11 protein-coding genes are annotated in these 12,476 nt (G+C 40.9%); all 11 read left to right on the top strand.

Annotated features, from left to right (window positions below; genetic code table 11):
- Positions 1 to 716 precede the first annotated feature (716 nt).
- From larB to BLS24_RS05320, 11 genes are read left to right on the top strand one after another with little or no spacing between them, the layout of a single operon-like run.
- Positions 717 to 1,484, top strand: a complete 768-nt coding sequence (gene larB / locus BLS24_RS05365) for a nickel pincer cofactor biosynthesis protein LarB (RefSeq protein WP_091756867.1) — start codon at positions 717 to 719, stop codon at positions 1,482 to 1,484.
- 59 nt (positions 1,485 to 1,543) lie between these two features.
- Positions 1,544 to 2,284, top strand: a complete 741-nt coding sequence (locus BLS24_RS05360; protein WP_242872239.1) for an ABC transporter permease — start codon at positions 1,544 to 1,546, stop codon at positions 2,282 to 2,284.
- On the top strand, positions 2,281 to 2,859 hold the full coding sequence (locus tag BLS24_RS05355; protein ID WP_091756865.1) for an ABC transporter ATP-binding protein: 579 nt from the start codon (positions 2,281 to 2,283) through the stop codon (positions 2,857 to 2,859). Before BLS24_RS05360 ends, BLS24_RS05355 begins: the two co-directional genes overlap by 4 nt.
- A gap of 21 nt (positions 2,860 to 2,880) precedes the next feature.
- Positions 2,881 to 4,350, top strand: coding sequence for a 4Fe-4S dicluster domain-containing protein (locus BLS24_RS05350; protein ID WP_091756863.1), 1,470 nt, complete (start codon positions 2,881 to 2,883; stop codon positions 4,348 to 4,350).
- Positions 4,351 to 7,374, top strand: a complete 3,024-nt coding sequence (locus tag BLS24_RS05345) for a response regulator (protein WP_091756861.1) — start codon at positions 4,351 to 4,353, stop codon at positions 7,372 to 7,374.
- A 29-nt stretch (positions 7,375 to 7,403) separates the two neighbouring features.
- On the top strand, positions 7,404 to 8,174 hold the full coding sequence (locus tag BLS24_RS05340; protein WP_091756859.1) for a response regulator: 771 nt from the start codon (positions 7,404 to 7,406) through the stop codon (positions 8,172 to 8,174).
- Between the two features lie 16 nt (positions 8,175 to 8,190).
- Entirely contained in the window at positions 8,191 to 9,117 is a 927-nt protein-coding gene (gene pyrF / locus BLS24_RS05335; protein WP_091756857.1) for an orotidine-5'-phosphate decarboxylase, read from the top strand.
- Between the two features lie 15 nt (positions 9,118 to 9,132).
- On the top strand, positions 9,133 to 9,813 hold the full coding sequence (gene pyrE / locus BLS24_RS05330) for an orotate phosphoribosyltransferase (protein WP_071175510.1): 681 nt from the start codon (positions 9,133 to 9,135) through the stop codon (positions 9,811 to 9,813).
- 26 nt (positions 9,814 to 9,839) lie between these two features.
- Positions 9,840 to 9,992, top strand: a complete 153-nt coding sequence (locus BLS24_RS15205; RefSeq protein ID WP_176764343.1) for a hypothetical protein — start codon at positions 9,840 to 9,842, stop codon at positions 9,990 to 9,992.
- Positions 9,992 to 10,357 (top strand): DUF6142 family protein, encoded by a 366-nt coding sequence (locus BLS24_RS05325; protein WP_091756855.1) that lies wholly within the window; start codon positions 9,992 to 9,994, stop codon positions 10,355 to 10,357. The genes BLS24_RS15205 and BLS24_RS05325 overlap by 1 nt, the downstream gene beginning before the upstream one ends.
- On the top strand, positions 10,354 to 12,450 hold the full coding sequence (locus tag BLS24_RS05320; protein WP_091756853.1) for an aminopeptidase: 2,097 nt from the start codon (positions 10,354 to 10,356) through the stop codon (positions 12,448 to 12,450). The genes BLS24_RS05325 and BLS24_RS05320 overlap by 4 nt, the downstream gene beginning before the upstream one ends.
- The last annotated feature ends 26 nt before the right edge of the window (positions 12,451 to 12,476 follow it).

The raw sequence follows: 12,476 nt of genomic DNA, 5'->3' as shown, positions 1-12,476 counted from the left end.
GGGGCTGACAAGCCCCTCCCGGCTGATATGCAGTAGTTAAGCAGAACAAGGAGGCACTCTGCCGAGGGGCAGATTTTAGGGCATGGGTTACCTGCAAACATGTTTTATGAGGTAGTGCAGGTAAAGAAAGAGAGCCGGGGTGATGGAGTAGCGGTAGTTGTTACCTGCAAACAAGTATTATGAGAGGTTGCAGGTAATGAAATGAGACCGAGGAGAGGATGAGTAGTGGTATATGTTACCTGCAAGCAAGTATTATGAGAGATTGTAGGTAATGAAAAGGTGCAGGGGAGGGGATGAGTAGTGGTATATGTTACCTGCAAGCAAGTATTATGAGAGGTTGCAGGTAAAGAAAGAGGACCGGGGAGTGGTGGAGTAACGGTAGTTGTTACCTGCAAACAAGTTTTTTGGAGAGGTGCAGGTAATAAAAGGGGTACAGGGAGGAAAAAGAAACTCGGGGGCGGGGCTGGCATGCTTATAGGGTTAAAAGTAGAGAAAAGGCATGCCAAAAATTGGCGTTTGAAGAAAAGAAAGCATGTGTATTTGTGAATTATGAGGATAAGACATGCCGACAATAAGAAAAAAACAAGATAATGGCATGTTTAAACGGAAAAATACTGAAAAAAGGCATGCCGAGGGAGAAAACAAGATGTTTTTGTGTACTCTATTATGATAAAATATTATTAGTGGAAACTTTGCGATAAAAAGGAAATTATTTGATGATAGAAAAAGATATTGAGCAGCTTTTATGTGAAGTTAAGAACGGAGAAACTAGCATAGAGGAAGCAGTTCTTAAGTTAAAAGAAGCTCCATTTGAGGATATGGGATTTGCAAGACCTGATTTTCACAGGAGTCTTCGTCAGGGACATGGAGAAGTAGTCTATGGCCAGGGCAAAACAAATGAGCAGATACTAGAGATAACCAAGAAGCTCTTAGCTCATGGTCAGGAAAAAGTGTTGATCACACGCATGAGTAAGGAAGCTTCTGAATATTTCAAAGAGAATATGATAAGTGAAATAGAAGACTTCTCATATGACGAGCTTAGTAAGATTGGAATTGCAGGAAAAATAGATGCAGCTGAAGGCATAGGTAAGATAGTAGTAGCTACAGGTGGAACAAGTGATATTCCTGTTGCAGAAGAGGCGGCAAAGACAGCTGAGTTTTTGGGAAATAAAGTAGTCAGGCTCTATGACGTTGGTGTGGCAGGTATTCATAGACTTATCAATAAAGAAGCTATGGATGAGATCATGAGTGCAAATGTGATCGTAGCCATTGCGGGAATGGAAGGAGCTCTTGCAAGCGTGATCGGCGGACTTGCAGATTGCCCAGTTATTGCTGTCCCAACAAGTGTAGGCTATGGCGCAGCTTTTGGGGGACTAGCAGCTCTTTTATCAATGCTTAATTCCTGTGCAAGTGGAGTAAGCGTGGTGAACATTGATAACGGCTTCGGTGCCGGATATCTTGCTAGCATGATCAACCATAAGTAAGCATTGGAGCCAATAAGGCTAGAAATATAAAACATAACAAAAGAAACGAGTACATCAGGGTGAAAAAACTAATCAAAAAGGCTTTGCCAGTATTATTCTGGATCGTTATCTGGCAGCTTGTGGCAATTATCATACATAATAAGATCCTTATGGCAGGTCCCATCGAGACGTTGCAGAAATTACTAGAACTTTCAGGTAATGAGAACTTTTGGGCATCTATAGGCAGTAGCCTGGGCCATATATTACTGGGATTTGTAATAGGAACAGTTCTTGGAATAGTCTTTGCATTCCTTGCATACAAAGAAGAGCTTGTAAGAGACTTTGTAAGACCAATTGTAGGACTTCTTAAGACAGTACCTGTAGCAAGCTTTGTGATACTACTTCTCATATGGCTTGGAAGCAGCAATATTTCGATATTTATAAGTGCTATGGTGGTCTTTCCAATCATCTATGTCAGCACACTTGAGGGATTTGATGCAACAGACTACAAGTTACTTGAGATGGCACATACCTTCAGAATGCCTGAAGGAAATGTTATAAGATACATCTATTTGCCACAGCTCATACCGTTTTTTAAGGGCTCTTTTAAACTGGCAATAGGAATGGCGTTCAAAAGCGGAATTGCCGCTGAAGTCATCGGACAGCCCCTTGAAACCATAGGAAATGGGCTATACAACGCCAAGATATACCTTGAAACAGGTGAGCTCTTCGCCTGGACCATTGCGATAGTAGTTATTTCTTTTATTTGTGAAAAGATACTGTTACTGCTATTACATGTTGTGGGAGGGCGTAAGGCATGACTATTGAGGTAAAAGACGTTACGAAGACCTTCGATGGCAGAAAGGTCTTGGATAACTTTAGTTTAGATATTGAATCAGAGCACAGCTACATCATTGCAGGTCCTTCAGGTTGTGGCAAGACAACACTTATCAGGATAATACTTGGACTTGAAAAGCCAGATGAAGGAAGCGTGAAGCTCCTTGGCGATTACAAATATCCTTACATTGTGTCAGGAACAGTGTTCCAGGAAGACAGGCTTTGCGATGATTTTACGGCAGTTGAGAATGTGACAATGGTAAGTCACAAGATATTTAAGGAAACAGCAAGAGAAGAGCTTGAAAAACTTCTACCGGCAGAGGTTTTGGACAAGCCAGTAAGAGAGCTTTCTGGGGGACAAAGAAGGAAAGTTGCCATTGTAAGAGCTTGTTGTATTCCAAATGACATATTGATAATGGATGAGCCGCTTACTGGACTTGATGAAAAGAGTAAAGAAGAGGCCATCAGATATATAAGAGATAAACAGGGCTCTGGCCCTTTGGTTATTACGTCACATAGCGGCGAAGGTTTTGATTTTGGCAGAGTAGTTAATTTGTAAGAAAACAAGGGGAGATTTCTTATGGTAACCAATGACGTAAGTATGAACAGGTTCAAGCATAATATCATGGAGCAGGTGTGCAGATTGGAGTGGGAAGGTAAAAATGATCCAGAGCACATCGAGGAACTTATCTTAAAGATAATTCCAGGACCCAAGCCATCATACAGATGCTGTATCTACAAAGAAAGAGAGATCGTAAGGCAGAGGATCAGGCTGGCAATGGCAAAAAGCCCGTCCTATAATCCGGATTCTACTAACATAGTTCAGGTTATAGATCCAGCTTGTGATGAATGTCCTATCGCAGCATATTCAGTTACTGATAACTGCAGATTCTGTATGGGTAAGGCTTGTCTTAACTCCTGTAAGTTTGGAGCTATCACTCCGGGGGATACCCACATGCACATTGATCCAGCTAAGTGCAAGGAATGTGGAATGTGTGCCAATGCTTGTCCTTACAGTGCTATCGTTCATTTGGAGAGGCCATGCAAGAAAGCTTGTCCAGTTGGAGCTATTACTTACGACGAATATGGTTACTGCAAGATAGACGAAGAAAAATGTATTCAGTGTGGTCACTGCATTCACAGTTGTCCATTCGCAGCCATCGGAAGTAAGACCTTCCTGGTTGACATCATAAAAGAGATAAAGGCAGGCAAAGAAGTGATCGCAATGTGCGCACCTGCTACGGAAGGTCAATTTGGTGAAGATATCTCCATGGCTTCCATAAAAGTAGGACTTCAAAAGCTAGGCTTTGCTGATATGGTCGAGGTTGGACTTGGCGGAGATATGACGGCTGCTTATGAATCTGAAGAGTGGAGCGAAGCATACAACAGCGGCCGCAAGATGACAACATCCTGCTGCCCGGCATTTATCAATATGTTAAAAAAGCATTTTCCAGAGCAGTACAGGGATAACATGTCGACGACAGTTTCGCCAATGTGTGCTATTTCAAGATATCTAAAGGCTACAAGGCCAGGATGTGTCACAGTATTTGTTGGACCATGTATAGCCAAAAAGTCAGAGGCTCAGGATAAATCAGTTCCGGGAAATGCAGACTACGTTGTGACTTACGGCGAACTTAGAGCCCTAATGAGGTCAAAAGATATCTCTTTTGAACCGATCACTGATGAATATCAGGAATCATCTATATGGGGTAAGCGCTTTGCCACAAGCGGCGGCGTTGCAAATGCAGTGATCGAATGCATGCAGGAGCGAGGAGAAGATACTTCCGGAATAAAGCTCCTTCGCGCAGCGGGAGGAGCAGAGTGTAAGAAAGCACTCACATTATTAAAAGTTGGCAAATTACCTGAAGACTTCATAGAAGGTATGGTTTGCCCAGGAGGATGTGTAGGAGGACCGTCAAAACATAAGCATATTTCAGAAATAAATAAGGCGAGAGAAACACTTCTTGCCAAGGCGGATGAAAGAAAAGTATTAGATAACCTGAAAAATTACCCAATGGACAAGTTTTCAATGCACAGGGATGGACATTAAATGAGAAGAATGAAAAAATTACCATTATCGGTTTATGTTCAGTTATGCATGATAGGTATCTCGTCTATTCTTACTATCTTTTATAGTAAGCACATTTTTCATGTAGAGGACATGAATCAGGCCTTTGCTGGTATATTCTATGCTTTCAAATACATACCGATCATAACGGTGACAGCTCTAGGCGGAGCTGTTCCCGGAATGGTTAGTGTGCTACTGGTCTTTTTGTACAGATCTATTGTATACAGTAGCTTTTCATATCTTGTGTTCGTTTATCTTATTCTGGCCTGTGTTGTAGATTTTATGGCCAGGAAAAAATTCTTTTCAAGTGTATACAAAACTCTATTGGTGTCTGTTATCTTGCAGCTCATCAGTGGAGATTTCTGGGGCATCCTCCTGTTTCTTTTAGCAGGAATAGATGTGTCGTCAGTCCCATTCCACTACTATGTAACATATTTTCTTAATGAGGCACCAGGTTGTCTTATTGGCTGCTTTATTGTCTATTTTGTATTTAAAAAGCTTACTCCGGAAAAGAAGCTCCTATTTGGAAATGGAAAGTTTTATGTTAAACCGGAATTTTTAAGTGAAGATGAAAGATACGAAGTTGAGCGAAGGTCCAAGATCGGAGCAGTAGTGATGCAGATCATTGTTTTTGAAGCTATCATTCTTGGAATCTCAGCTGAGCTTGCTTCTAATACACTTATTCCTACAATGAAAGTGGTTAATTCCAGCACTAACAATTCTTTGGAACAAAGGTCATGGGAACATGCTACGAACGCTGAAAAGCTTGAAAGCTTAGTTAGTATCGAGGTCTTAGAAGGCGGTACTGCTGACTCTGATGGCTTTGTAGAACAACTAGGAGGTAGCGTTAATTACCAGGTTCTTAGCTCGGAATTTAGCGTCAAGCTTGCTATGCTCATATCCATTATCGTTATACCACTTGCGGTATTCTTTAACGGATATGCCCAGAGGCGAATAGCAAGGCCTATAAGAACGCTATCTAAGGCAGTTTCGGATATTTATAATTCAAAAGAGATAGATATTAGCCAAAAAGTGCGTGAAGTACATGAGCTTCAGATTGATACAAATGATGAGATAGAAGACTTGTATCATGCAGTGGACCTGACGTTTTACAGACTTATGGAATATATCGAGCTAGTTAAGACAAGGCAGAGTATTGAGGACCAGCTCAATATAGAAAAGAGTGCAAACGAGGCTAAATCAAGATTTCTCTCTAACATTTCCCATGAGATTAGAACGCCTATCAATGCGGTTCTTGGCTTTGATGAGATGATCCTTAGAGAGACCACAAATGAAAAGGTTCTTGAATATGCCAAGGACATTCAGAGTTCTGGTAAGACTCTTTTGGCACTTATAAACGATATCCTTGATTTTTCCAAGATTGAAGCAGGTAAGATGGAGATCATACCTGTAGAGTATGATGTAAGGTCACTTATCAACGATATCATCAATATGGCCAGCATCAAAGCAAGTGAAAAGCACCTTGAACTTAAGCTTCTTGTTGATGAAAATATTCCTCACATCCTGTTTGGCGATGAGGTCAGGATCAAGCAGTGTATCCTAAACCTCATAACTAACGCTATCAAGTACACAGAGCGCGGCTCCGTTACTTTAGACATGAAATACGAAAGAGTATTAGAAGAAAACCCTGAAGACTCTTATGAAGAGAAGATAGCCCTTGCTGTAAGCGTTACAGATACTGGTATAGGAATCAGAGAAGAGGATATGGAAAAGCTCGATCAGGCTTTTGAGAGAATCGATGAAAAGAGAAATAGAACAATTGAAGGAACCGGACTTGGAATAAACATTGTTAACAGCCTTCTTAACCTTATGGATTCAAAGCTTTCGGTCAAGAGCGAATATGGCGCGGGCTCCGAGTTTTCTTTTACCATAATACAGACAGTAGTGGATGCAGAGCCAGTTGGCGATATTGTTAAGGCTTTTGAGGATGCAGCAAAGAGTGCGCATGAATATCATGAGACCTTCCATGCACCAGATGCAAGGATACTGGTAGTAGACGATACCAGAACAAACCTCACCGTTGTAGAGGGACTCTTAAAGCAGACTCAGATAGTTGTAGATACGGCCACCAGCGGAATGGAAGCTCTTGATCTTGTTAAAAAGAACAAGTACGACATAATCTTCCTTGATCACAGAATGCCTGAAATGGACGGAATCCAGACCTTCCACGCAATGGAAGAGATGCAGGAGAACCTAAACAAAAAGGTTCCAGTCATCGCACTTACTGCAAATGCAGTGTCTGGCTCAAGAGAAATGTACTATAAGGAAGGCTTTACTAACTATATGTCCAAGCCTGTAGAACCAATGAAGCTTGAAGAAATGATCATGAGCTATCTGCCTTCTTACAAGATTTCAAAGCCTGGTGACAAGGATTATGTAGAAGATTCAGTGCCAAAGCAGGAAGCAGAAAAAGAAGCAATGCAGGATATCCTCAAGATAAATGGCATCGACATCGAAACTGCTATTTCGAGGTGCGGCTCTCCTGAGGTGGCAAAAGAGGTAATGAAGGACTTTAGACTTGCTATAGACGAAAGATCTGGTCTTATTGAAAAATACTTCAACGAAAAGAACTATAAGAACTATACTATATATGTACACGGCCTTAAGAGCTCTGCAAGAGCCATAGGAGCTTTGGACCTTGCAGAAAAAGCAGAGTACCTTGAAGAATGCGGAAATAAAGAAGACGTAGCAATGATCGAGAAGCTTACACCTTCTCTTATTGAACAGTACAGAAGCTATAATAATAAACTTGCTTCTTTATTTGAAGAGGACAATAGTGATAAACCACTGATCGATCCTGAGGAGCTCGAGGGAGCATTCCTTTCTATGAAGGAATTTGTTGCAGCTTCTTACTTTGACAGTGCAGATGACATAATGAATATGCTTGATGAGTACCAGATACCTAAGGAATATGCTGACAAATACCACGATGTAAAACGTCTTTTGGCGGCAGTTGACAGAGATGGACTTTTAAGGATATTGTAATATTAAGTTCGGATTGAGAGGGATACCTAATGGAAAAAAGCGTACTTCTTATTGGTAAAGAAAAAAGCTTTATGGTAGGTGCAATTATAAAGGGGCTTGAAAAGGAGAACTACTCTGTAGTATGTGCTAATCCACTGCCACAGTTTGTTCAGCAGGTCGAAAATAAACCCAAGATCTATCTGCTTTATTTGGGGGATCTGACAAAAGATGATATAGATCTTTTTAAATATCTTGATGAAGCTATAGACTCCGAGCGTTTTATGCTATATCTTATAGGTAATAATGAAGAGCTCGAATTAGCTCAGATGTATATTGCCAAAGAAAAGATTCAGGAGACCTACCTTCGTCCTTTAGATGTGCAGCTTCTAGCAGCACAGCTTGATTCTGTTGTGGAATTTAGCGAAGTCGATGAAAATCTTAGAAAAAAGATTTTGATTGTTGATGACGATGGTGCTATGCTCAGAATGATGAGAACATGGTTGTCCGTTAAATACCATGTTTATATGGCTAGTTCCGGCAAGATCGCAATGTCTTTTTTGGCACAAAATCCTGTTGATCTGGTGCTTCTTGATTATGAGATGCCAGTCATGAACGGACCTGAAGTGCTTAAGGAGATCCGCGAGAGCGAAAAACTTAAATATCTGCCGGTAATATTCCTTACGGCCAAGGATGATAAAGAAAGTGTTATGAAGGTTGTCAGACTTAAGCCTGAAAAATATCTTCTTAAGTCCATGCCAAAGGAAAAACTGACCGCGGCAATAGATGATTTCTTCAGAGGTAGAGCGGGCAAAGTAACATAAGGAAGGATACGTTTTAATGATCTCTAAGTTAGTAGACAAGATAGTTAATACAGGCGCACCTATTGTGGTGGGCTTAGACCCAAAGCTGGATTTCATTCCAGAAGCAGTTAAGACCAAGTGTTTCCAGGAAAAAGGAGAGAATTTAGAGGGGGCTGCAGAGGCGTTTTGGCAGTTCAACAAAGAGATTATCGATAATATTTATGACCTGGTGCCAGCTGTGAAGCCACAGATCGCAATGTACGAAGAACTTGGCATTCCAGGACTTATTACCTTCAAAAAGACTGTTGATTACTGTAAAGAGAAAGGTCTTTTAGTAATTGGTGATATCAAAAGAGGAGATATTGGCTCCACTTCAGAGGCGTATGCTGTTGGTCATCTTGGTAGTACCAAGATTGGTGACAAGGTTTACAGAGGATTTGACGAAGATTTTGCTACAGTTAATCCTTACCTTGGTTCTGACGGTGTAAAGCCTTTTATTTCTGTCTGCAACAAGGAAGACAGAGGTATTTTTGTACTGGTTAAGACATCAAATCCATCAAGCGGTGAATTTCAGGATAGAATAATAGATGGTCGTCCACTTTACGAGCATGTTGGTGAACAGGTTGAGAAGTGGGGACTTGAGTCTATGGACGGCTCATACAGTAACGTAGGAGCAGTTGTTGGGGCAACATATCCTGAGATGGGCAAAGTCCTTCGTGACATCATGCCACATGCGTATATCTTAGTACCTGGCTATGGTGCTCAGGGTGGTAAGGGCAAAGATCTGGTTCACTTCTTCAATAAGGATGGACTTGGCGCTATCGTTAATTCTTCTAGAGGCATCATTGCAGCTTGGAAGAGCGATAATTACAAGGAATTTAATGATGGAAGAGTTGGCGAAGCCGCTAGATGTGCAGTTCTTGATATGAAAAAAGATATAGCAGATGCGCTTGCATCTAAGTAAAGGGAGGGAGATAAAATGGAAAGATATAAGGAAGAATTTATTGAATTTATGGTGGACAGTAATGTCCTTAAGTTTGGAGAGTTCACTCTTAAGAGTGGACGTAAGTCACCATTTTTCATGAACGCAGGAGCTTATGTAACTGGCTCTCAGCTCAAGAAACTTGGTAACTATTATGCAAGGGCTATTCACGATACATTTGGTCTTGAGTTTGATGTTCTCTTTGGACCAGCCTACAAGGGTATTCCTCTTGCTGTAGCAACATCAATGGCTATCAGCGAGCTCTATGGCCGCGAGATCAGATATTGTTCTAACAGAAAAGAGATCAAGGATCATGGCGATAAGGGCATCCTTCTTGGATCAAAGCTCAGAGATGGCGACAGAGTTCTTATCATCGAGGATGTTACAACATCTGGTAAGTCTATCGAAGAGACAGTGCCTATCATTCAGGAGCAGGCAGACTGCGATATCGTAGGACTTATGGTATCACTTAACAGACAGGAAAAAGGTCAGGACAGTGATATGAGCGCCCTTGATGAGATCAAAGAAAGATATGGATTTAGTGCCCATGCTATTGTTACAATGGATGATGTAGTAAGCTATCTATATAACAGACCAATTGATGGTGAGGTTCTTTTGAACAAGGACATCAAGAAGGCTATTGACGAGTACTACGCTGAGTACGGTGCCAAGAACTGATATCAGGATGAGTAGGAGGTTATAGAATGGACGAGCATACATACAAAGTATTAGGTAGCACAGGAGCAGTTAATATCGCATTTGGTGTTATCTCAATAGTAGCAGGGATCGCTGCTGGAGTACTTCTTATTATCAGCGGAGCCAAGCTCCTTGGAAGCAGGAAAAAGATTATTATATAATGAGCAAATTTAGATCTATTAAGTTAAAAATTAAAAAGCTTGAGCCAGTACGTGACAGATACATGTTCACCGATAACAGGCACCCTGAAAAGGGCATCATGTCTACTGTACTAGGGATACTGTCTGTATCTGCACTGGCTCTGTCAGTTTTCCTTTCTTACCAGAATGGAGGACAGGCTGATATGAGATACGCCGCAGCGGCTTTTGTTGCGGCGATATTTTCGTGTATAGGATTAGTTTTAGGAATAATGGCAAGAACAGAGAAGGATATCTTCAAACTTTTCCCAAATCTTGGGATCATCCTTAATCTGATTGCCTTTATTTTTGTGATATTTATTATCTTATTAGGAATAGGTGTTTTATGAATAATGAATTGATGTTTGAATTTGAAACAGGCGGAGAGATCCTCCATGAGAGATACACTCTTGCTATAGACAGAATTGCGGAGATTGCAAAAGAAGATCTTTCAAATGAAGCTTTTAGAGACTATTTTAACTTCGTTGCAAGATTTCTTTTAATGATAAATGATACCCTTAACTGGGCGGCAAATGGAGGCAAGGAGAAAGACTCTCTAGCAGACCTCCAAAAGAGAAACAAGGAGCTCTACATCGATATTCTTCCAGAGAATTATCATAAGAGCTATGGTAATCCTACTTTTGCCAAAGAAAAACTCGGTCAGGAATTTGGCCAGATTCTATCAACTCTCTATTTTGAAGAGAGATCACTTATACCATGTGCCTTCGAGCTTGATAAGTTCAACATGGTGATCCGAATGGAACTTTTCCTTGAGGTATACGGAGCATTTAGTAGCGCTCTTTCAGAAAATAAACTTCCAACCTATGAAGAGATCAGGCAGATAATGTATTGGTTCTACAGTGATTACGCCGAAGAAGAGCGAATGATCCGCTTTGGAACTATGGTAGATCCTGATTTTTCTTATGCCAGAGACATTATCGTAAATAGTGATCTAAATGACCTTAGATATCTCTATAGATTTGGTGAGTATGTTACTGACAATGAACTTAAAGCCGCTGAACATCTTAATTCTCTTTCAGAAGAAGAGATCGAAAAGCTTGCATTTACCTTCACAGAGGGGTATCGCATTGGCTTTGAGATGACTGGAAAGGATATCAGCAAGAAAAAGACAGCTTCTATAATCTACCAGCTTGGCTTTGAGAGAATTGTTCAGAAGGCAGTAGCTAATCTTGATAAGATTGGACTTAAGTCAACTATCTACAGAGCAGTCATGTCAAACTTCTACATGGGCGGAAGTGCCAGAAGAGCAGGTTATTATGGCGCAGTTCCAAACAAGCAGTTTGACTATGATCACAAGGATGACGACGGACTTTTCCTTGATGCACAGCTTGTTAATAGAAGGCTTGAGGCTGTCAGGGCTGCAGGTGAGAAATTCAAGGAAAAAGCCCTTGTATTTGGAGGCCCCGCTGTTATCGAGGTATTTGGTGAGAAGCCTTTTTCTCCAGAACCTAATAAGGATGCGGTTCATTTAGACAAGAATCAGCAAAAGCTCCTTAGTGAGTATAAGATTCAGTCAAGCATTATCGTAAATGACTACATAATTGGAAAAGAGAGAAGCTTTACTATTATAGCTTTCCCTGTTCCTGAGATTGGTGATAACTTCAAGGAGATATTTGACAGAGTTGTCGAGATCAACACCCTTGATTACAAGCTTTATCAGACTATTCAGCAAAAACTCATTGATGCACTTGATGAGGCTGAATATGTAGAAGTGACCGGTATGGGTGACAACCATACCAATATGAAGGTTATGCTCCATGAACTAAAAGATCCTGCTCATGAGACTAACTTTGAGAACTGCGTAGCAGACGTCAACATCCCTGTTGGTGAAGTGTTCACATCACCTGTTTTAAAGGGAACAGAAGGTGTTCTCCATGTTACAGGTGTTTATCTTGAAGGGCTGCTTTTCAAGAACCTTGAGATTACTTTTAAGGATGGCTGCATAACAGATTACAAGTGTTCAAACTTTGATTCAGAAGAGGAAAATCGCAAGTACATAAGCGATAACATTCTCTTTAACCACAAAACGCTTCCTATCGGCGAATTTGCCATAGGTACTAATACAACTGCATATCAAGTTGCAAGGGATTACGGAATTGCAGATAAGCTTCCTATCCTGATTGCAGAAAAGACCGGACCACATTTTGCAGTGGGCGATACATGTTATTCATATGAAGAGGATAATGTGACTTACAATCCAGATGGTAAGAGCATTATTGCCAGAGAAAACGAGATCTCTGCAAAGCGTAAAGAAAATCCTGACAAGGCATATTTTAGCTGCCATACAGATATAACTATTCCTTATGATGAGCTTGGACAGATAAAGGCTGTAAGGAAGGATGGTTCCAGCATCGTGATCATTGAAAATGGCAGATTTGTACTGCCTGGAACCGAGGAGCTGAATAAGCCCATGAAGGGATAAAAAAGTGGCACAATATGTTGTGCTGT

Source organism: Butyrivibrio sp. INlla18, from assembly GCF_900103635.1.
GTDB lineage: Bacteria > Bacillota > Clostridia > Lachnospirales > Lachnospiraceae > Butyrivibrio.
This window is presented reverse-complemented; position numbering and strand designations above follow the sequence as displayed.

What these genes read in the sequence shown, in the direction of transcription:
- BLS24_RS05325 (WP_091756855.1), top strand. Translation starts at nt 9,992, where the DNA reads ATGAGCAAATTTAGATCTATTAAGTTAAAAATTAAAAAGCTTGAGCCA.
- BLS24_RS15205 (WP_176764343.1), top strand. Translation starts at nt 9,840, where the DNA reads ATGGACGAGCATACATACAAAGTATTAGGTAGCACAGGAGCAGTTAAT.
- BLS24_RS05345 (WP_091756861.1), top strand. Translation starts at nt 4,351, where the DNA reads ATGAGAAGAATGAAAAAATTACCATTATCGGTTTATGTTCAGTTATGC.
- BLS24_RS05350 (WP_091756863.1), top strand. Translation starts at nt 2,881, where the DNA reads ATGGTAACCAATGACGTAAGTATGAACAGGTTCAAGCATAATATCATG.
- pyrE (WP_071175510.1), top strand. Translation starts at nt 9,133, where the DNA reads ATGGAAAGATATAAGGAAGAATTTATTGAATTTATGGTGGACAGTAAT.
- BLS24_RS05340 (WP_091756859.1), top strand. Translation starts at nt 7,404, where the DNA reads ATGGAAAAAAGCGTACTTCTTATTGGTAAAGAAAAAAGCTTTATGGTA.
- larB (WP_091756867.1), top strand. Translation starts at nt 717, where the DNA reads ATGATAGAAAAAGATATTGAGCAGCTTTTATGTGAAGTTAAGAACGGA.
- pyrF (WP_091756857.1), top strand. Translation starts at nt 8,191, where the DNA reads ATGATCTCTAAGTTAGTAGACAAGATAGTTAATACAGGCGCACCTATT.
- BLS24_RS05355 (WP_091756865.1), top strand. Translation starts at nt 2,281, where the DNA reads ATGACTATTGAGGTAAAAGACGTTACGAAGACCTTCGATGGCAGAAAG.
- BLS24_RS05320 (WP_091756853.1), top strand. Translation starts at nt 10,354, where the DNA reads ATGAATAATGAATTGATGTTTGAATTTGAAACAGGCGGAGAGATCCTC.